Origin of the sequence: Oceanobacillus polygoni, from assembly GCF_008304605.1 — a bacterium.
Classification (GTDB): domain Bacteria; phylum Bacillota; class Bacilli; order Bacillales; family Amphibacillaceae; genus Oceanobacillus; species Oceanobacillus polygoni.
In genome coordinates this window covers 431,526-452,143 of the sequence record NZ_PIJY01000026.1, presented here as the reverse complement: position 1 = coordinate 452,143, position 20,618 = coordinate 431,526, and the positions used below count along the sequence as shown (strand labels likewise).

The following is a 20,618-nucleotide window of genomic DNA, read 5'->3' as shown; positions in this document are numbered from 1 at the left end:
AGTGAAAAGGAAGAAACTGAATTTATACAAAACACACACTATAGGAGGATTAAAATGGTAAAAGCAATTCAAACAGAAAAAGCACCAGCAGCAATTGGACCATATTCACAAGCAATTCAGGCAGGGGACTTTGTCTATGTGTCAGGACAGATTCCGATAGATCCAGCATCAGGTGAAATTGTTGATGGCATTACAAATCAAACCAAACAAGTACTTGAAAATTTAAAAGCAATTTTGACAGAAGCGGGAAGCGATTTTTCTCAAGTCGTTAAATTTACGATTTACTTATCTTCAATGGATCATTTTGCTGAGGTAAATGAAATCTATGGCAGCTTTTTAACAGAGCCATATCCGGCTAGAGCAACTGTTGAGGTAAGCCGACTACCCAAGGATGTTTTAGTAGAAATGGATGTCGTAGCATATACCAAATAATATTGGAGGAATCTAATTTGGAAAATTTTACGTATCAGAATCCGACGAAATTAATTTTCGGTAAAGGACAGTTGGAAAAGCTCGCTGATGAAATAAGACCTTATGGCAAGCGTGTTTTAATTGTCTATGGTGGGGGAAGCATTAAAAAGAATGGCATTTATGATGATGTGAAGAGAGAGCTTGATAGGCTTGGAGCAGATGTCTTTGAATTGCCTGGAGTAGAGCCTAATCCACGTATTTCAACCGTTCGTAAAGGAGTAGCTATATGTAAAGAGCATCAAGTTGATTTCCTGCTTGCAGTTGGTGGTGGAAGTACTATTGATTGTACGAAAGCAATTGCTGTCGGCGCAAAAACAGATGTGGATATGTGGGATATTGTGACAAAGAAAGAGCGTGCAAGTGGAGCGTTACCATTCGGAACTGTTCTTACATTGGCTGCAACAGGCTCCGAAATGAATAGCGGCTCGGTAATCACAAACTGGGAAGAAAATGAGAAGCATGGCTGGGGGACGCCGTATACGTACCCTGCATTTTCTATTTTAGATCCAGAGCATACATTCACGGTACCACGTGACCAGACAGTCTATGGAATTGTTGATATCATGTCCCATGTACTCGAGCATTATTTCCACCAAACGCAAAACACATTGGTGCAAGATCGTTTTTGTGAATCGATTTTATTAACTGTAATGGAAACAGCGCCTAAATTGCTTGATGACCCTGAGAATTACGATCATCGGGCGACGATTATGCTTAGTGGTACATTAGCATTAAATAATATGCTGAACATAGGTTACCGAGGCGATTGGGCGACCCATAATTTAGAGCATGCGGTATCAGCAGTACATGACATTCCACATGGTGGAGGATTAGCGATTCTTTTTCCGAATTGGATGAAGCATGTTTTGGATGAAAATAATGCACCACGCTTCAAACAGTTAGCGGTTCGTGTATTCGGTGTAAGTACGACAGGTAAATCAGATCAGGAAATTGCTTATGAAGGAATTGATAAACTCCGAGAATTTTGGAATTCTATTGGAGCACCAGCAACATTAACAGACTATGCTATCGATGAAGGCACGGTGGAATTAATGGCTGAGAAAACGGTTAGTGCGAATCCGGAATTTGGTAACTTTAAGCGACTAACTAAAGAGGATTCGATTGCGATTTTTACAGCTAGCTTAACCGAATAATTTCGACTATTTCCCAGGAAATATTTTGTCAAATAAAGTAGAAAAAGAACTGGTATCATTGATAGATAGCCAGTTCTTTTTTTATTTGCTCGCGTATTTTCTCAAGACATTCTTCAGGTGTCTTGCCAAACACGCGTTTATTGTTAACGAGTGCATACGGTCTTACTCGACATAATCCGCAAAAGGATAAGCATTCATTCATTAGCACTGCTACTTCCGGAAACTCTGCTTCGATAATTTCTTCTATATTTAATGTAGTGATTGCATTACCGTCACAAACCTCGACAACGACTATACCCATTGCTATCACTTTCTTTCCTTAATAATTAAGACTTAGTTAGTTTTAGCATATATGGTTATAGAAATCAATCTTTCTGTCTCGAAATAAAAAAACAGGGGCAATAAGTCGTTTACCTCGATGAGAAGGAATGGGCGTGCTTCGGTGAACCTTCACCTTTATACCATGCAACAAGCATAATGACTCCGCTAAGAATAAGCAATACGCTTGTAATAACGAATACAGATGAGAAGCCCCAAGTAGCAGCAACTAAGCCGCCGAGTGCAGGACCGATAATATTGCCAAGGAAGCGGAGACTTGTATTATAGCCCAACACTTCACCTTGCATGGACAACGGTGCCTCCTGGCGAATATATGCGATTCGCAGTGGAACAATACCACCGATTGAAACACCGAGTAAGAATCTTAATACAACAAGCTGCCAGATATTCGTTACAAATGCTCCTGGGAAGTAGACAATCCCTGCCATAAATAAAAGAATGATTAATATCTTAATATAGCCAACACGATCCCCAATCTTGCCCCATCTTCTGGACATGAGAAGATTACCTAAACCGGCTGCTGAAAAAGCTAAACCGGCAAAGAATGCAATATTAACGGTGCCATGAATCTCTGCAACAAATAAAGAGAGGATAGGCTGAATGCTGAAATGTGCAATCTGTACTAACGTAGAAAGCAGCATGACAACAAGCAATACTGGTTTACGTATAATATGCTGCAATACTTCTTTACTGCTATACGATTTAAAGTCGTTTTTATCATTAGAGATAGTGATTTGCAGCTCCTTGATTCCAAACATGACAAGGAATCCGGAGATGAATATAGTAATGGAAACCCACTTGAATGTGCTTGAATAGCCAAATATATCTGCTAATGCACCACCGAGCATTGGCCCCATTAACGCTCCAGTGATTCCCCCGGTTTGAAGCGTACCGAGCACTTTTCCTGCAACTTCTTTCGGTGTCTGTACAGCAATAAATGCTTGTGACATTGGGATGAATCCGGTCACAATCCCCATAAATAATCGCAATAAAAAAAGCTGCCATACTGATGTGGCAAACCCCATTAAAAATACAGACAATCCGATTCCGAATGCAGATATAATTAAAATTTTCTTTCTGCCATATTTATCTCCAATTCTTCCCCATATTGGAGAAAAGATAAATGCAGCAATGAATGTTACTGCAAACGTTAACCCCGACCAAGTTTGCACATAAGAGTCGGAGAAGTTCCCCATTGAATCAATATATAAGGAGATAAATGGAATTACCATTGTCATACTACCACTAACAAAAAAATTGGCAAACCACATAATAGCCAAATTACGTTTAGCCGCTTGGTCAGTATCTATGATTCCAAAAACCTTCTTTCTTAAAAAATATTTCGATACTCTAAATATACACTAACACGAAATAAATTTAAAGTTATCTGCTCACTATTCCAAATCAATCCGTGAAAAAAGATGTTCAAAATTAGCCCTAAGCGTTATAATAGATAAAAATTGGATATGTTTAATAAAAGCTCTAAGCAGATTATAGGAATGAGAATGAAAAAGGAGACATATAACATGAAATTTAATGTAAAGGTAGTTCGAATATCACTGTTGATGCTAGCATTATTTATTGCGTTTGTTATGCCGGTATCAGCAGCATCCAATACGATTCTTATTTATGGGGAAAAATTAAATGATTCACAGCGAGCCCAAGTTCGTGAGGCTTTGGATATTTCAGATACGGATACCTTTGAAGCGCATGACGTTACTGGACAGGATTATGCAGACTTTATTAATGGAAACCCAAATGCCAATATGTATTCTTCTGCAAGAATCCTTCTGGAAAATGAAGGTGCTGGACTAACGGTTAATATTGTTACCCCGGAAAATATAACAGAAGTGACGGCTTCGATGTATGAAAATGCATTACTTACTGCCGGAGCAGAAAATGCAACTGTCGATGTGGTCTCACCAGTCAAGGTTAGTGGACATTCAGCGTTAACGGGTATTTATAAGGCATATGACGTAGAAGGCGAAGAGCTCGACAAAGAACGAATGGAGCTAGCAAATGAAGAATTGAACGTGGCTACAGACCTTGCTGAAAATGAAGATATTACCCAAGATGAAGTAAGTACACTGCTTACGGAAATCAAGCAGATGATTGCCGAACAAAATCCAGCAACAAAAGAAGATGTAGAACGAATTGTTAGTGAGCAATTGGACAAATTAGAGATTCGATTAAGTGATGAAGATCGTCAAATGCTTGTTAATCTTTTTGATAAAATGCGTGATTTAAACATTGACTTTGGTGCGGTGAAAAACCAGCTCGAAGATATTGCTAATTCGATTGCGGACAAGGCGGATGAATTGGGACTTGATGCAGGATTCTGGGAAAAGGTCGCTAATTTCTTCAGTGAACTATTCAAATCTCTAGGCGATTTCCTAGGTGGATTATTTAATTAACGTTGAATAAAAGGATGAAAAAAAGAAAAGTAGCTTTTGAGTGAGAAGCTACTTTTCTTTTTTTATGTCTATTCTCCCATCTTGTGATAGAAATAAGTGGTAATTTGAGCCTTTTCTATCAAAAATATTACGGAATGTAACAAAAATATGAAAATAGTAATCCTTGTAATAGACTCTTAAACATCCTGTAACTGTATTTGTAGTTTTCCTGTGGTACGATAGGCATTGTCATAAATTCAAGGAGGTACATCAGATGAAAAAACTAGTAGCAGCACTCGCCGCAGGTATTTTTATTGTTGGCGCGGCTACAACAACAGTTTCAGCTGAAGAACACGAAGTACAAAAGGGAGAAAGTCTCTGGGAGATTGCAGATAAATACGATACAACCGTTGAGGAATTAACTGAAATAAATGATTTAAAATCTACTGTCATTCACCCGAAGCAATTGCTGTTTATTAACAATATCTATTCAGTAAAGCAAGGGGATACATTGATCGGTATCGGAAAAGAATATAACATAACTGTAGATGAATTAAAGGAATGGAATGATCTTAAAAACGATATTATTGTTATCGGACAAGATCTAAAAATAAATGGTGTGAATGTTAGTCAAGAAGATTCAGTACCAGCTGAGACTGTAGAAGCACCGAAGCAAGAAAAAGAAACGGAAAAACAAGCTGAAGAAAAGACAGCTACGGTTAAAACAGAGCAAGTAGAAGAGGGTTCAGAGCCAAGTTCAGAACAAAGCCCTGAAGGTGAAACAATTTCTGTAACAGCAACAGCCTACACAGCAAAATGTGATGGTTGCTCAGGAGTTACGTATACAGGGGTAGATTTAAATTCTAATCCAAATGCAAAGGTTATTGCTGTAGACCCTAATGTAATACCTTTAGGCTCAGAGGTCTACGTTGAAGGCTATGGTTATGCAACTGCAGCTGATATTGGTGGCGCCATAAAAGGTGATAAAATTGATCTTCACGTTCCAACAAAAGAAGAAGCAATCAATTGGGGCGCTCAGCAAGTTAACGTAACGATTGTTAAATAATGTCTAGCCCGCAGCAATAAACAAAAAGGAAAGCACCGATATTATGTGCTTTCCTTTTTTTGCGGTAAAGGAAACATAAAATTTCCCTATCTGCATAAGTTTTCCAATATGGTAAACTCTTTCACCCGAGTTTTTAATTCTGTTAAACAATTATAAATGTATTTCTTTGGAATGATCTGTTTCTTCAATAACCTCATTTGGTTTATTGTTTATTTCAGTATACCCGACTATTCCAATTGTAAGAATCATAATAACGAATAACCCCAATAAGATCTTTCGCATGCAAGCTTCCTCCAAGATGTTAAATTTCTACTAACTAGTATAGTAGAAATACAATAAAACTACTACAGGGAATTACAGTAAAATAAAAAAAGCGAAAAATATCTAATTAAATTCTGAAAAGTCGAAGAGAAATGTAAGCGTTTTTATGATAAACTAACATGTGGAAGTATTTCTGTCTTTAAGGAGGAGTTTGCCGTATGACTAGTAAGACATTAGACAGCTTTTTAAATGATAGTATCTTAGATTTAAAGGAACGTGGGCTATACAATGAAATTGATGCAGTAGAGGGTGCAAATGGTCCGGTTATTCAGATTCAGGGAAAAGAGTTAATTAATCTTTCGTCTAATAATTATCTTGGGTTGGCAACCGATGAACGTTTGAAGCATGTAGCAAAAGCAGCTATTGAATCACATGGTGTTGGTGCGGGAGCAGTTCGAACAATCAACGGTACACTCGATCTTCACATTACGTTAGAAGATAAAATTGCTGCATTTAAAGGAACGGAGGCTGCCATTTCCTATCAATCCGGGTTCAATTGTAATATGGCTGCTATATCAGCGGTTATGGATAAACATGATGCTATTTTGTCGGATTCACTCAATCATGCATCCATTATTGATGGGTGTCGTCTTTCGAAGGCGAAGATTATTCGCTTTGAACACTCCGATATGGATGATTTACGTACGAAGGCGAAAGAAGCAGTTGCGTCAGGTCAGTACAATAAAATAATGGTGATTACCGATGGTGTGTTTTCCATGGATGGAGATATTGCGAAGCTTCCAGAAATTGTAGAAATTGCAGAAGCATACGATTTGATTACGTATGTTGATGATGCGCATGGCTCTGGGGTTACTGGAAAAGGTGCCGGTACTGTAAAGCACTTTGGCTTACAGGATAAAATAGACTTCCAAATGGGAACGCTCTCAAAAGCGATTGGAGTAGTTGGGGGTTATGTAGCGGGGAAGGCCAACCTTATCAACTGGCTAAAGGTAAGCTCACGTCCATTTTTATTTTCAACAGCTGTGTCGCCAGCAGATGCGATTGCTAGTACAAAGGCGATTGAATTACTAATGGAAAGTACGGAATTAAATGAAAGACTATGGGAAAATGGAAATTATCTGAAAGAGGGATTGAAAAAAATAGGTTTTTCGATTGGAAACAGTGAAACACCAATAACGCCATGTATTATTGGCGATGAAAAAGCAGCACAGCAATTTAGCAAACGTTTATTTGAAGAAGGGGTTTATGCGAAATCGATTGTTTTTCCAACTGTCCCTCGTGGTACAGGACGCGTTCGTAATATGCCGACAGCTGCACATACAAAAGAAATGCTGGATGAATCGATAGCTGTGTATGAAAAGGTTGGAAAAGAAATGGGTTTGATTTAAAAAGATATAGAGACTTCCTTAGAGGGGATTTAAGCGATGAAAAAAATTCTAGTTACAGGTGCTCTCGGTCAAATTGGATCTGAACTAACAGGCAAGTTAAGGAAAATTTATGGGGACGATCAGGTTATTGGGACAGATATACGAAAGTTTGATGGTATAGAAGAACATGGTCCATTCGAAGTGATGGATGTTACCGATATAGAACAAGTCTTAAATGTAGTTAAAAAGCATGAAGTGGACACGATTATGCATCTTGCAGCACTTTTATCCGCAAAAGCAGAGGCATTTCCGAAGGTTGCTTGGGATATAAATATGGGTGGTTTGCTCAATACATTAGAGGTTGCAAAGGAATTCCATTTACAATTTTTTACACCAAGCTCCATTGGTGCATTTGGTTCAACAACACCACGGGATAATACGCCACAAGATACGTTACAACGCCCAACAACGATGTATGGCGTGAATAAAGTTGCGGGAGAGCTTTTATGTGATTACTACTACCAACGCTATGGGGTTGATACAAGAGGGGTTCGTTTTCCAGGCTTGATATCTTATGTGGCTCCACCAGGTGGCGGAACAACGGATTACGCTGTTGAAATTTATTATGAAGCGGTAAAACATAACTCCTATGAATCGTATATTGCTGCGGGCACCTATATGGATATGATGTATATGCCAGATGCTTTAAATGCGATTGTTCATTTAATGGAAGCAAATCCAGAGAGATTGATTCATCGTAATGCCTTTAATATATCGGCAATGTCTGCTCAACCAGAGGATTTTGCCAAATCGATTCAAAAACAGCTGCCAGATTTTAAGCTGACGTATAAAGTCGATCCGGTTAGACAACAAATTGCGGATAGCTGGCCAAATTCGATCAGTTCTCAAGCAGCAATGGAGGAATGGGGATTCCAAGCAGAATATGATCTCGATCGCATGACGATTGATATGCTTGATAAGATAAGGAAGAAGGCATCTATCTAATGAATAAGTGAATAAAAAGGAGTGAAGGTATCCTCGGGAAAGGGCACCTTCACTCACTATTTTTATGCATACATTGCTGCAATTTGCTTTTGTAGCTTGCGATCTTGTACGTATTCATCATAGCTCATTTCTTTATCGATAATACCTTTAGGTGTAATTTCGATTAAACGATTTGCAATACTGTTAATGAACTGATGGTCATGTGATGTAAATAGAATGGACCCTTTAAATTTAATCAACCCATTGTTCAGTGATTGAATAGATTCTAAATCTAAATGGTTTGTCGGTTCATCAAGCATTAGTACGTTTGCATGGGAAAGCATCATTTTCGACAGCATACAACGTACTTTTTCACCACCAGATAGCACATTCGCTTTTTTCAGTGCTTCTTCACCAGAAAACAGCATTCTTCCTAAAAATCCACGTAAAAACGTTTCGGTTTCATCTTCTGGAGAATATTGACGAAGCCAGTCTACTAATGTTAGGTCACCATTTTCGAAGTACTTCGCATTATCTTTCGGGAAATAAGATTGCGATGTTGTAACACCCCAGTTGAACCTACCTTCATCAGGCTCCATTTCACCTGCTAAAATTTTCAACAAGGTCGTTTTCGCGATATCATTTTTCCCTACGAGTGCCAATTTATCATCCTTGTTCATCGTAAAGCTAACATTGTCTAGGATTTTCACGCCTTCAATTGTTTTACTTAATCCTTCCACACGTAATAAATCGTTTCCGATTTCGCGCTCAGGTGTAAATGCAATGTACGGATATTTACGTGAAGAAGGTCTAATATCATCTAATGTAATATTATCCAACATTTTCTTACGTGATGTTGCCTGCTTCGATTTCGACGCATTTGCGCTAAATCGAGCAATAAAGGCTTGTAGTTCTTTAATTTTCTCTTCTTTCTTTTTGTTCGCATCCTGTGCCATTTGCGAAGCAAGCTGACTGGATTCATACCAGAAGTCATAGTTTCCAATATAAATTTGGATTTTCCCATAGTCAACATCTGCAATATGTGTACATACTTTATTTAAGAAGTGTCTATCGTGAGAAACTACGATAACCGTGTTTTCGAAGTTAATTAAGAATTCTTCCAGCCACTGGATTGCTTGAATATCAAGTCCGTTTGTCGGCTCATCAAGTAATAGAATATCTGGGCTACCAAATAATGCTTGAGCAAGCAAAACTTTTACTTTTTGGTCAGCAGTAAGCTCAGCCATTTTCATCATATGAAGCGATTCTTCAATGCCAAGACCTTTTAGTAATACAGCAGCATCCGATTCAGCTTCCCAACCATTCATCTCAGCAAATTCGCCTTCTAGCTCGGCTGCACGCATGCCATCTTCTTCAGAAAAATCAGCTTTCATATAAATTGCATCTTTTTCTTGCTTTACTTTATAAAGCTTTTCATGTCCCATCAAAACAGTATCAATTACTTCATTGTCTTCATAAGCGAAGTGATCCTGCTTTAATACAGCAAGTCGTTCACCAGGAGACATCGAGACATTACCAGACTGTGCCTCAACTTCACCAGATAATACCTTTAGGAAAGTTGATTTTCCAGCACCATTTGCGCCAATAACTCCATAACAGTTTCCAGGAGTAAATTTAAGGTTTACATCTTCAAAAAGCTTTTTATCACCATATCGTAAACTAACGTTAGTAACAGTTATCATTGTGGGTCTTTTCCTCCAATAAAATAAATAGTAATCATCGTAAGCTTACGTTATTTGAAGCAACTTTGCAAGAACCCCACAGCATGTTTTACAAAATTGGTAATGTTTTATAGGTTTCCTATTTCCTTGTCCTATAATATGCTATATTAATAGGAAGTTATTATTTCTATTGAACAATTCAACTTCCGCATCATGGCGGCATTGTTAAAAAATAACTTGTATATTTGTCTTTTTTTTGTAATAGTAGTACAAAAGACTATAAATAAAGTATCATTGTTTTATCGCCCAACAACGGGAAGGGGGGAAGGGCATGGGTGAAAGGATCATTTATTTCCTTTTTACCGATACAGGCAGTTATCTGTCAAAAGCAATAAATTTCTACACGAAGAAATCATTAAATCATGTCTCCATCGGTTTTGATCCGCAATTAAAGGAACTGTACAGCTTTGGAAGAAAGCAGCCGAGAAATCCATTTATCGGTGGATTTATTAAGGAAGACATTCATAGTGAATTTTTAAAGCGTTCATCTTGTGAGATCTACAGTTTCACAGTTACGGACGAAGAGTACGAAGGCATCATTCATAATATAAAAGAGATTGAAGCAAAGAAACAGCTTTATAAATATAATTTTATTGGTTTATTTGGTGTTATGTTAGAGTTAGAAATTAATCGAAGATATGCGCTATTCTGCTCCGAATTTGTTGCAACAGTATTGCGTGATGTGAAGAGGTTTCAATTCGGAAAGCCAATTAACTTTATTACACCAGCAGATATTCGGAACTACCCAGGAATGCAGCTAATCTATCAGGGGATTCTTGGCGATTATCAGAAACAGAAAAAACCTGAAAAAGTAATACAAGATCAAGCCTTACCAAAGCAATCATTTATATTTCTAATATCTTCTCGATTTAAACGGTTAGGTTTAAAATAACAAAAAGAACCATCTACAATGTAAATGGTTCTTTTTGTTATCTTGAAATTTGTAATAGAGTTTGACGAGGGTATAGATATGGATAGGTTTTGGCTGTTTTGTTTACCACGGACCTAGCATTTCCAGACCTAGTGTTTCATACGGAATCTTTAACCTGAAAGCGAGATTGTTTGCTTCAAGGTCAATGGTATCAACTGCAACTTGAAAATTACTTCGAATATCCATGTTTGTGACGGCAACATAAATTTCTTGCTCTTGCGGATTGACGGTAACCCAGTCTGGCATTGGAAGTAAGTTATCCATATATTCCATGATTTTTTTGTTTGGTAGCTCTAATAAGCCAACCGATATCGATTTTTGTTTTAAAACGAGATCACCGTTTTCCTGCACCAATGGTTCAAAATGAACAGAAAGTGGAACAGTTGTTGAAAATATAGGGAGTTCCCCGATTAGATGGACATCTTCATCAAGTGATATACGATAGTAATGATCTGAATCACCCAACAATTGTTCAATATAAGCATTGACGAGATTATTCAAATTCTGTTTCGACGTTCGTATAATAAATTCAGAGCTTTCTTGATCGCCTCGCTCAAAGCGATCAGGCGCTTTATTTTCCGGGACAGGTCCAAATAAGAGTGCGAGAAGCACTACAATAACAATGCCATTAAAGATGATCAAGCTGTAGAAAGCTTTTTTCCATTTGTTATGTTTCAAACGCTGTTTTCTATCTGACATAGCGTTCATCCTTTATCTAGTCGTAATGTATTCAAGAACTCGTTCAGCCATGAGATAATAGCCTTCATAATTTGGGTGGAAATTATCATCGGCAAACAAGTTCGTGGTTGTCACTGTAAATAAATCCTCCGTTGGTATAAATGTAATGTTTTCGTATTCATTAGCAATATTGCTACTCGCTGTGTTCCAGGCTCCGACAATTAAATCAAACTCTTTAATATCCTTAAAGTATTGTTTAAAAGGATTATAAAAGCCGACAAGGTATATATCTGTTTCAGGATTTAAGGCAATAATTTTATCAAATATTTGTCGAATTCGCATTTCATAGCCCTCTTTTTCGGCAACAAAGTCATCGATAACTAGGTGCATGATGTTTTCTCTAGCAACCTTCATAATATCATTTGCCCCAATCGTAATCAGTACTAAATCAGAATCAGCAATCTCTTGGGCTATTTCCTCCTGATCTAAACGCTTGAGCAACTGGTCTGTGCGATTTCCTCGCTTTCCAAAATTAATAATATCTGCCGTTTGTAATCCGTCATTAATCGTTCGATCTAATATTCCAACATAGCCACCTTGCTCTGTTTCATCACCAACCCCTTGTGTGAGTGAATCACCAATGGCAACAATTTTTGTTTCTTGATTACTAAAGAAGCCAATCGTACTTTGCAGTGCACCAGATACAATTGGTGGAAATCCCGTTTGCTCAGTCTCTTCTGCTTGTTCTTGGTTTTCTTCACTCGTATCCGATTCATCCTCTGTGTCATGATCCTCTAATTCTTGTTCTATATCTTGTTCAGGGTCAGTGGTAGGTTCCGTAATCGTTTCAGTTGACTGTAGCATAAAGTAAATAATTACAGCTCCAGCAATCAGAATGGAAAAGGCTATATAAACATACTTTTTCAAGTTCATCACACCTATGCAGTTATCTCTTAATATAATATGGAAAAAAAGGCTAATCTGTCCGCTTTATAACCATTCGAAAAAAATTCATAAATTATATACCCTTTAAAACAATCCTGTAAAAAAGATACTATGAAAAAACTACAGGATACAAGAAAATCATGTGATATCCTCTCGTATTTTCATATGTATTGCTTATTATCCGTTCATCTTAAAGAAAAGCGTCGTTACCCTAGTTGCTTATTTATAACATCCTTTATAAGTTTAATCAATAATATAAAAAGTTAAACTTGAAGTTGATCTCCATAACGGGATGTTTTTCAAAAAATCTGGATCTGCGATTACGCTCTATGTAAAAAAAGCTGTTGTTTTTTATACAGAAGATATAATTTGCGAACTAACTTCTCGGCTGTTTTCTTCAAGTGTGTACAAAAATCGCCGTCCGGGATCGCTTCGGGCGGATGATTCTGCTGGATACGTGGCCAGAGTGGAACTTCACAGAATGATAGTTCAAGAAGCGTCGGGTCACCCGCGAAAAGCGTAGTGTGTTTCCGTAGCGAGTATACGCACAATCCATAATTGCACATTACGTCTCAGTTTCCTTCAAATACGATGTGAATGGGCGTAATGGACTTAAATAAAAAATCGCCCTCTATGAAGAAGGCGATTTAAATTTTAGGTCTACTATTTTAGAACGTTCCCTGTTTAATGGATGCGTAAACCTGATCATGTATAATTGTTAAACAGAAACGGTTTCCTGCTTGTTATTGCTGCGAAGTTGGATTGCTAATGTTGCTGGGTTTGCATCCGTTACAATTATTCCGGCAGCATTTGCATGCTGTACGGTTTGATTTGCGCTTGCTGTACCTTCTGCAAAAATAAACTTGATTTCTTTATTTACCAATTGTTCAATGACCGCAGATGGAAGCTCTTCATTGTTAACCCACAATGCATCAATTGGGGAAGGTACTTCTGATAATTCGTTATATGGACCTGTTCCAACAGGGACGATTTCAAATCCAATTTTTTCTAATGATTTAGCTTTGCTTGGTTCAATACCGATACTAGCAATAACTTTTTTGCGTACTCCTTCTTTGCGATCAAATGGAGAAGAAAGTAAGCCTTTAATTGCAGCATCATCTGATTGTTTTGCAACTTGATTAACGCCAGTTGCTTGACTAATCGCTTGCTCTAAGTCTGCTAGAACATCTTCAACAGCTTCTAATCCAACCGACAAGCGGACAAGCTCTTCGGTTACACCGCTTTTCTTCAAGTCCTCAGTATTTAACTGCTGATGTGTTGTTGAAGCAGGGTGGATAATTAATGATTTAGCATCCCCGACGTTTGCTACATGTGACCATAGTTTTACATTGTCAATTAGTTTTCTGCCTGCATCACGTCCACCTTGGATACCGAATGTAATAATGGAGCCATAGCCTTTTTTGAAATATTTTTTAGCAAGTGCATGTGATGGGTGTTCCTTTAGACCAGGGAAGTTGACCCATTCCACTGCATCGTGCTCCTGTAAATAGGAAGCTACTTTTTCGGCATTTTGTAGATGTCTTTCAATACGAAGATGAAGTGTTTCTAGTCCTTGTAAAAATAAAAATGCGCTTTGTGGACTTAAGCATGCACCGATATCACGTAATAATTGCACACGTAGTTTCGTAATGAATGCGGTTGGACCAAGATCCTTAAACTTTAAGCCATGATATGTTTCATCTGGCTCGGTGAAGCCAGGGAACCGTCCGTTATCCCAGTTGAATCTCCCACCATCTACGACAACACCACCAATTGTTGTACCGTGGCCACCAATCCATTTTGTTGCCGAATGAATCACAATATCGGCACCCCAAGTAAGTGGTTTTGCAATATAAGGAGCAAATGTATTGTCAATAATTAACGGAATACCATGTGCGTGTGCAATGTCAGCAACAGCCTCAACATCAAATACGTAAAGACTTGGGTTTGTGATAATTTCACCAAACACTGCTTTTGTTTTATCGGTAATCGCAGCTTCAATTTCCTCCGGCTTTGTACCATCAACAAACTTTACTGTAATCCCGTAACGTGGAAGGGTTGCTGCAAACAGATTGTACGTACCACCATAAAGGTTACTATCCGCAATAATTTCATCTCCAGCTTCCGCGATATTCAAGATAGCTAGTGTGATAGCAGCCATACCTGATGAAGTTGCTACAGCACCAACACCATCTTCCAATTGAGCCACACGCTGTTCAAATGCATCAACTGTTGGATTCATAATACGAGAATATATATTACCTGTTTCTGCTAAGCCAAATAAGTTCTGAGCATGCTCTGTATCACGGAAAACATAAGAAGTTGTTTGATAGATTGGGACAGCACGTGCCCCTGAAGTTGGATCGGGCTGTTGACCTCCGTGAAGTAGTACCGTTTCTGGTTGAAAATGTGACATAATAAAATTCCTCCTTAAAATGTTATGTTTTTTTGAAGAGGGAAAACGAAAAAGCCCTCTTCCTAAGAAGAGGGCGTATGTACGAACGTTCCTCCTCTTATCTTCCAGGCCGTTCTTGACCTGTAGGATTTAGCACCGTTACAAGCAGATTAATGCTTTAAGGTTGCCGGGTTTCATAGGGCCTATTCCCTCCACCGCTCTTGATAAGAGATGTTGCATTATTTAAGTTAGTGTGAGTATACAATGTATTCTAGCATCTGTCAACAACGTTTTCTGAAAAGTTTAAAATAAATAGTGTACAACCTTTTGTTTTCGCACATTGTACAGATTTATTTAGTGGGCCTTCAAATGACGCTGTGAATTTTTATAAATTGAGGCCATGTATAGAAATAAAGCAGTCCATATAAAGACAAATGTAACGAGATGAGCTTGTGAGAATGGCTCTTTATAGAAAAATACACCGATTACTAGCATCATTGTCGGAGTAATATATTGTAAAAATCCTACCATGGCTAGAGGGATCTGTTTTGCACCACTGGAAAATAATAATAATGGAACGGCAGTAACAATACCTGCTCCAATTAAAAATAAGTTCGTAACCGTGGTGAATGGTGTTAATGTAAATGAACCATTTGGAATAATCCATAAGTAAATAAGTGCAACTGGTGTAATAAGTAATGTTTCAATTGTTAGACCAGCTATTGCGCTAACATCGACTGTCTTTTTCAGCAATCCGTATAATGCGAATGTTGTTGCTAATAGTAATGAAATCCAAGGAAATACACCATAACTGAAAGTTAAATAAAGGACGCCGATAGCTGCCAGAATAAAGGAGAGCAATTGACTTTTCGTTACAGGTTCTTTCAAAATGATAATTCCTAGTAAAATACTAATGAGCGGGTTGATATAATATCCAAGACTCGCTTGCAGGATATGTCCATGAACAACTGCCCAAATAAATAGAAACCAGTTTAAAGTAATCACAATCGCTGCAGTTGTGATACCAAATAATTGCTTTTTCTTTTTCAAAATTCCTCGGCATTCTTGTATGAAGTCATCCCATTTTCCAAGGATAATGACGAGAAGTAGCATGAATACAGCTGACCACGCTATTCGGTGTGCTAGAATTTCTCCTGCTGGAACATATTCAATTTGTTTCCAGTATATTGTAATGATTCCCCACAAGAGGTAGGCACTGAATGTATAGATGATGCCAATTTTCGTATGCCGATTATCCATTAAAATTTCCCTCCCAAACTGACTTTTGCTCACAATCCTCTAATAGTAGATGGAATTTAGTAATTTAGCAATCAGTTAGCTTAGCATTATGTAGTAAACGCTTTCATATATAGGTTTTTTCCGTTATGATAGATACGGGTATAAAAGTATACGAAACATGCATAGAAGGGGGCTTGTTTGATGACACAAAAACAAAAACATTTTGAAACGGCTGTCATTCATGAAGGGTATGATACAAAAGAAATGCTTGGAAGTCTTTCCCCGCCGATTTTTCAAACATCTACCTATACATTTGAAACTGCGGAACAAGGGGAACGCCGCTTTGCTGGTGAGGAATCGGGTTATATTTATTCGCGGCTAGGGAATCCAACCGTCCGTGTACTCGAAGAGCGGATTGCGACATTAGAAAAGGGAGAAGCTGGGCTAGCATTTGGCTCTGGTATGGCAGCGGTCTCGGCTGTTCTTATTGCACTCACCAAAGCAAATGATCACATTATATGTTCTTCCGGCTTGTATGGATGTACATTTGGATTATTAACGATGATGCGAGAAAAATATAATATAACGACAGATTTTTCAGAGATGAAATCAAAGGAAGCGCTTCGTAATCTTATTCGACCAGAAACAGCAGTTATTTATGTAGAGACACCGATTAATCCAACGATGCGTTTAATCGATCTGCAGCGGGTGACAGAAGTTGCGAAGGAGTATGACATTCCGGTTGTGGTGGACAATACATTTTCTTCTCCCTATTTACAACAACCATTGGAATTAGGATGTGATATTGTTATTCATAGTGCAACGAAATATATTGGCGGACACGGAGATGTGATTGCTGGTTTAGTAGTTGGGAAAAAATCGTTTATTGATATGCTTTCCCAAACAACACAAAAGGATATTGGCGGGATTATTTCCCCCTTTGATGCATGGCTTTTGTTGCGTGGTTTAAAAACATTGCCAGTTCGTTTGGACCGTCACTGTGACAATGCCGAAAAAATTGTAAACCAGCTGAAGAATCATCCGAAAGTCGCTCATGTATATTATCCAGCAGACGACGATAATCCAGATCTTTCGATTATGAAAACACAAATGAAACGTGGCGGTGGAGTCATTTCCTTTGAAGTGGAAGGAGATAAAAGTCGAGCACAACAGTTATTGAATCGATTAGGCTTCTTAAAAATCGCAGTCAGTCTTGGAGATGCAGAAACGTTAATTGAGCATCCAGCTACCATGACACATGCAAGTATACCGTTCGACGTACGCCAGCAAATGGGCATTACAGATCAGCTCATTCGCTTATCTGTTGGATTGGAAGCGTGGGAGGATATTTGGGCAGATTTAGAACAGGCTTTAGATCAATTATAGGTGAAGCACTTATTTATAGTACACGTCTTATGCGAATTATTTTCTAGCATAGACGTGTATTTTATTTGTTCTTTGATAATAGAATTGGATAGGAAGAAACGATATTTTAACTTGAATTTTATATAAAATTCGCACTAACCTAATTGCTAGTATGAGCAACTATTGCCGCCCGGGATCGCTTCGGCCGGATGCGCACCTTAGGACACGGCTTCAGCCTCTCCGGAAGAAGAGCACTTCCGGTGAGTCTTCAGACACGTGCTGTTCCCGCAGGCAAGGAATGCTTCGTCAGCTTTTACATCGCACGAAGAAAATTGGTTTTTATTTTCGAGGAGTCACCGCCCTACGCTCACCCGGACTGGATTGAGCAACGTTTTTTATTTTTGATAACGATGTTAATACTAGGTAACGCGCCAATTCTAGCGAAGGAAACACACGAAGACTTCTGAGGGATACGTGTCCAGAGTTCGAAGAGGCTCAAGGGTCACCCGCGAAAAGCGTATTGTGTTTCCGTAGCGGGGTATACACACGCTTAATCCATAATTGCAGTAGTTCGGAGTTTCTTTCAAATACGAATTATAAAAAAGAAAAATTCCCTTCAATGTTTTAATGTCTCTTGGATAGGCTAAATAGTATGCATAAATCATTGCAAAAGTAGCTTCACTAACTTGGATTAAAATTCTGTGCTATATTAGATAGTGGAAATATACGTTTAGAGGGAGATTGATACGATGGGGATACTGTCGTTTTTACTCGGACTTATAATCATTTTGAATATTGCTTTAGGTATTTCTATTGTATTTTTGGAAAGGAAAGATCCGACCTCTTCGTGGGCATGGTTAATGGTATTGCTGTTTATTCCGATCGCAGGGTTTTTCCTTTATTTAATTTTTGGTAAGCCAATAAGTAACAGACGAATTTTCACATGGGATAAGAAAAGCAGGATGGGTGTAAAAACTACTGTTCAATCACAGTTGCGCTCCTTGGAGGATAAGGATTTTCATTTTAATGATAAAGCACTGAGTCAATATGGTGACTTGGTATACTTGCTATTACGAAATGATGATGCTATTTTTTCACAAGATAATGCGGTAGAAATTTATACCGATGGAGAAGAGAAGTTCAATGCGCTGATTCATGATTTGCAAAAAGCAAAGGACCATATTCATATGCAATACTATATTATGCGAAGTGACGAGCTTGGTCAGCGCATAGCAGAGGTTCTCATAAAAAAAGCGAATGAAGGGGTGGACGTACGTGTTCTCTATGATGACATGGGGTCGCGTTCTCTAAAAAGAAGCTATGTAAAACGATTAAAGAATGCTGGTGTTATGGTCGAGGCGTTTTTCCCATCAAGGCTCATCATCAACTTCAAAATAAATTATCGAAATCATCGTAAGCTAACGATTATAGACGGAAAAATAGGGTATATCGGTGGTTTTAATGTTGGGGATGAATATCTTGGGAAGAAAAAGAAATTTGGATATTGGCGTGACACGCATTTACGTGTAATGGGAGAGGCCGTTCAAAGTTTACAGACTCGTTTTATTCTCGATTGGAATCAAGCGTCCAAAAATGATATTCTATATGATGATCGATACTATAACACGAGTGTAAGTGGAGATGTAGGGATCCAGATTGTTTCAAGTGGTCCGGATACGGAATGGGAACAAATAAAAAACGGTTATATAAAAATGATTATGGCTGCAAAGGAATACATCTATATTCAAACACCTTATTTTATACCAGATGAAAGTGTGAAAGATGCATTGCGGATTGCTGCATTATCCGGTGTAGACGTGAAAATTATGATTCCGAATAAACCAGATCATCCATTTGTGTACTGGGCAACGTTGTCTAGTAGTGGAGAACTATTAACAGCTGGTGCAGAGGTATTTATTTATCAAAACGGTTTTCTCCATGCAAAAACACTAGTTGTTGATGGGAAAATCGCATCGGTTGGAACTGCAAACATTGATGTTCGCAGCTTCCGCCTCAACTTTGAAGTAAATGCATTTTTATATGATTCCGAAATAGCAAATCAATTAGTTCAGAAGTTTAACAGTGATATCGAGCTATCGACGCAAATGACGAAGAAACTATACGATCAAAGAACACTCGGCATCCGATTTAAGGAGTCGATTTCTAGGTTAATTTCGCCGGTATTATAGTGAACGGAGAGACATCAGGAGGAAAAGAAAATGGAAGAAAAACCATGTTCAAACTCATTAGCAATTAAAACCACGCATGTACTCCCGCCAGATACAAATGCTTTTGGAACACTATTTGGTGGAAAATTAATGGCACATATTGATGATATTGCAGCAATAGCGGCAGTAAAGCATGCACGGAATCCCGTTGTGACAGCATCTACGGATTCAGTTGATTTTCTGGCACCTGTAAAGGTGGGGCATGCAATTTCTATTGAGGCCTTTGTTACGTGGACGCATCACACATCGATGGAAGTTTTTGCAAAAGCAGTAACAGAGGATTTAGTAACAGGAGAAAGAAGAGTAAGTGCAACTGCGTTTATGACGTTTGTAGCTATCGATGAAAAAGGAAAACCTGTTCCAGTACCATCTGTTTATCCAGAAACAGATTTGGAAAAAATGCTCCATGAAAATGCAGCATTACGAGCAAAGCGTAGGGGAGAAAGAAGACGTCATTCCCAAAATTTAGCTACAACCTTTGGAACAAAATACGCAATGGAATAGAAATTTCGATTCTGAATTTCAAGTTGGACATAAAGAAAAAAGGCTGTCACTACGCGTAACAGCCTTTTTGTACTTTAATCGCCTATATCGTTAGTCGTTTAGCTTTTCAGTATCTTCTTGAACTTCATCCGCGGTAACATGGTCATCGGCCCAAGATTGAATTTCTTTGATAACCGGTTCTAAATCCCTGCCTTTTTGAGAAAGAGAATATTCAATCCGAACAGGAAATTCGGAATAGATATTTCGCTCTACAATACCTTCTTTTTCAAGTAACTTCAATCGATCGGACAGCAGTCTTCCGCTAATAGGCAAATCAGCTTCCATTTCGGAGAAGCGTTTTGTTCCTTTTAATAATTCAAATAAAATTAAGCCAACCCAGCGTGTACTAAGGAGACCCATCGCCTTTTCAAAACGTGGACATAATTTCTCCATCATGATCACCTCATTTCATATACGGTCATTTCAATGTACTTTATATTAAAAATCTACAGTGATTACAAAAAGTAACTTCTATATTAATATAATATCATAATCT

The 20,618-nt window shown here is 38.2% G+C and carries 20 protein-coding genes and 1 riboswitch; of the genes, 11 read left to right on the top strand and 9 right to left on the bottom strand.

Annotated features, from left to right (window positions below; translation table 11 throughout):
• Positions 1–54: 54 nt before the first annotated feature.
• On the top strand, positions 55–432 hold the full coding sequence (locus tag F1560_RS13890; RefSeq protein ID WP_149475228.1) for a RidA family protein: 378 nt from the start codon (positions 55–57) through the stop codon (positions 430–432).
• Positions 433–449: 17 nt separating this feature from the next.
• On the top strand, positions 450–1,625 hold the full coding sequence (locus F1560_RS13885; protein WP_149475227.1) for an iron-containing alcohol dehydrogenase: 1,176 nt from the start codon (positions 450–452) through the stop codon (positions 1,623–1,625).
• Positions 1,626–1,680: 55 nt separating this feature from the next.
• Here the strand turns inward: F1560_RS13885 and F1560_RS13880 are convergent, their stop codons facing one another.
• Both F1560_RS13880 and F1560_RS13875 read right to left on the bottom strand, forming a co-directional pair.
• A complete protein-coding gene (locus F1560_RS13880) occupies positions 1,681–1,926 on the bottom strand; it encodes a YuzB family protein (RefSeq protein WP_149475226.1) in 246 nt (81 codons plus the stop codon).
• 109 nt (positions 1,927–2,035) lie between these two features.
• Complete coding sequence (locus F1560_RS13875; protein WP_149475340.1) at positions 2,036–3,235, bottom strand: MFS transporter; 1,200 nt, start codon at positions 3,233–3,235, stop codon at positions 2,036–2,038.
• A 255-nt stretch (positions 3,236–3,490) separates the two neighbouring features.
• Here F1560_RS13875 and F1560_RS13870 point away from each other — a divergent pair, with 255 nt between their 5' ends.
• The gene (locus F1560_RS13870) at positions 3,491–4,378 is read left to right on the top strand and encodes a DUF1002 domain-containing protein (protein ID WP_149475225.1); all 888 of its coding nucleotides are present in this window, start codon (positions 3,491–3,493) and stop codon (positions 4,376–4,378) included.
• A 253-nt stretch (positions 4,379–4,631) separates the two neighbouring features.
• On the top strand, positions 4,632–5,423 hold the full coding sequence (locus F1560_RS13865) for a LysM peptidoglycan-binding and 3D domain-containing protein (RefSeq protein ID WP_149475224.1): 792 nt from the start codon (positions 4,632–4,634) through the stop codon (positions 5,421–5,423).
• A gap of 150 nt (positions 5,424–5,573) precedes the next feature.
• Here F1560_RS13865 and F1560_RS22595 read toward each other — a convergent pair whose 3' ends face one another.
• Positions 5,574–5,705 (bottom strand): hypothetical protein, encoded by a 132-nt coding sequence (locus F1560_RS22595; RefSeq protein ID WP_275955844.1) that lies wholly within the window; start codon positions 5,703–5,705, stop codon positions 5,574–5,576.
• A 197-nt stretch (positions 5,706–5,902) separates the two neighbouring features.
• On the opposite strand from F1560_RS22595, the gene F1560_RS13860 reads away from it, so the two are divergent.
• Together F1560_RS13860 and F1560_RS13855 are read left to right on the top strand one after the other, a co-directional pair.
• A complete protein-coding gene (locus F1560_RS13860; protein WP_149475223.1) occupies positions 5,903–7,093 on the top strand; it encodes a glycine C-acetyltransferase in 1,191 nt (396 codons plus the stop codon).
• 36 nt (positions 7,094–7,129) lie between these two features.
• Positions 7,130–8,077, top strand: coding sequence for an NAD-dependent epimerase/dehydratase family protein (locus F1560_RS13855; RefSeq protein WP_149475222.1), 948 nt, complete (start codon positions 7,130–7,132; stop codon positions 8,075–8,077).
• Positions 8,078–8,139: 62 nt separating this feature from the next.
• On the opposite strand, the gene F1560_RS13850 is transcribed toward F1560_RS13855, so the two are convergent.
• Positions 8,140–9,759 carry an ABC-F family ATP-binding cassette domain-containing protein gene (locus F1560_RS13850; RefSeq protein ID WP_149475221.1) on the bottom strand — a complete coding sequence of 540 codons (1,620 nt, stop codon included), beginning with the start codon at positions 9,757–9,759 and terminating at the stop codon, positions 8,140–8,142.
• 310 nt (positions 9,760–10,069) lie between these two features.
• Between F1560_RS13850 and F1560_RS13845 the strand changes: the two genes are divergently transcribed.
• Positions 10,070–10,690, top strand: a complete 621-nt coding sequence (locus F1560_RS13845) for a hypothetical protein (protein ID WP_149475220.1) — start codon at positions 10,070–10,072, stop codon at positions 10,688–10,690.
• Between the two features lie 102 nt (positions 10,691–10,792).
• On the opposite strand, the gene F1560_RS13840 is transcribed toward F1560_RS13845, so the two are convergent.
• The 4 genes from F1560_RS13840 to rarD form a co-directional block, all read right to left on the bottom strand.
• Positions 10,793–11,428: a YpmS family protein gene (locus tag F1560_RS13840; RefSeq protein ID WP_149475219.1), complete on the bottom strand. Its 636-nt coding sequence runs from the start codon at positions 11,426–11,428 to the stop codon at positions 10,793–10,795.
• Positions 11,429–11,440: 12 nt separating this feature from the next.
• Positions 11,441–12,340 (bottom strand): SGNH/GDSL hydrolase family protein, encoded by a 900-nt coding sequence (locus F1560_RS13835; RefSeq protein WP_149475218.1) that lies wholly within the window; start codon positions 12,338–12,340, stop codon positions 11,441–11,443.
• A gap of 730 nt (positions 12,341–13,070) precedes the next feature.
• The gene (locus F1560_RS13830; protein WP_149475217.1) at positions 13,071–14,768 is read right to left on the bottom strand and encodes a PLP-dependent aspartate aminotransferase family protein; all 1,698 of its coding nucleotides are present in this window, start codon (positions 14,766–14,768) and stop codon (positions 13,071–13,073) included.
• A gap of 94 nt (positions 14,769–14,862) precedes the next feature.
• Positions 14,863–14,978, bottom strand: a riboswitch (SAM riboswitch).
• A 123-nt stretch (positions 14,979–15,101) separates the two neighbouring features.
• Positions 15,102–16,007 (bottom strand): EamA family transporter RarD, encoded by a 906-nt coding sequence (gene rarD, locus F1560_RS13825; protein ID WP_149475216.1) that lies wholly within the window; start codon positions 16,005–16,007, stop codon positions 15,102–15,104.
• 180 nt (positions 16,008–16,187) lie between these two features.
• Between rarD and megL the strand changes: the two genes are divergently transcribed.
• From megL to F1560_RS13805, 4 genes are all read left to right on the top strand, one after another.
• The gene (megL, locus tag F1560_RS13820; RefSeq protein ID WP_149475215.1) at positions 16,188–17,372 is read left to right on the top strand and encodes a methionine gamma-lyase; all 1,185 of its coding nucleotides are present in this window, start codon (positions 16,188–16,190) and stop codon (positions 17,370–17,372) included.
• A gap of 239 nt (positions 17,373–17,611) precedes the next feature.
• Positions 17,612–17,818: a hypothetical protein gene (locus tag F1560_RS13815; RefSeq protein WP_149475214.1), complete on the top strand. Its 207-nt coding sequence runs from the start codon at positions 17,612–17,614 to the stop codon at positions 17,816–17,818.
• A 282-nt stretch (positions 17,819–18,100) separates the two neighbouring features.
• Positions 18,101–19,540 (top strand): cardiolipin synthase, encoded by a 1,440-nt coding sequence (gene cls / locus F1560_RS13810; RefSeq protein ID WP_149475213.1) that lies wholly within the window; start codon positions 18,101–18,103, stop codon positions 19,538–19,540.
• 30 nt (positions 19,541–19,570) lie between these two features.
• Positions 19,571–20,083: an acyl-CoA thioesterase gene (locus tag F1560_RS13805; RefSeq protein ID WP_149475212.1), complete on the top strand. Its 513-nt coding sequence runs from the start codon at positions 19,571–19,573 to the stop codon at positions 20,081–20,083.
• A 90-nt stretch (positions 20,084–20,173) separates the two neighbouring features.
• Here the strand turns inward: F1560_RS13805 and F1560_RS13800 are convergent, their stop codons facing one another.
• On the bottom strand, positions 20,174–20,515 hold the full coding sequence (locus F1560_RS13800) for a winged helix-turn-helix transcriptional regulator (protein ID WP_149475211.1): 342 nt from the start codon (positions 20,513–20,515) through the stop codon (positions 20,174–20,176).
• Positions 20,516–20,618 lie beyond the last annotated feature (103 nt).